Source organism: Sphingomonas sp. AC449 (genome assembly GCF_979253475.1).
In genome coordinates this window covers 1-258 of record NZ_CEEDCZ010000057.1, presented here as the reverse complement: position 1 = coordinate 258, position 258 = coordinate 1, and the positions used below count along the sequence as shown (strand labels likewise).

The window sequence follows — 258 nt, the reverse complement described above, 5'->3', positions numbered from 1 at the left end:
GAGCCGCCACGGGGATGAGTCATTGCGCCTTACCGATCCATGCCCGGCCGGATCCCAGATCGAGCGTCAGATGGCGCTTTCCCATCAGCTGCAAGCCGATATTGCCGTCCATGATCATATTCGGAAAGACCCGTGCTGGCCCGGTAAATACTACGTCGCGCGTGATCGTCGCGCTAACCGGCTGGGCCGTCCGAATGTCCGTGCGTAAGCCAAGAAGCGGCGCGATCTGCGGCGATACGAAGATCGTTGGCCCTGCAT

1 protein-coding gene is annotated in these 258 nt (G+C 60.9%); it reads right to left on the bottom strand.

Features of this window, described 5'->3' with window-relative positions; all coding sequences use genetic code 11:
• Positions 1-19 precede the first annotated feature (19 nt).
• A partial coding sequence (locus tag AC0CH3_RS17825) for a hypothetical protein (protein ID WP_465238129.1) occupies positions 20-258 on the bottom strand: 239 nt, incomplete at its 5' end.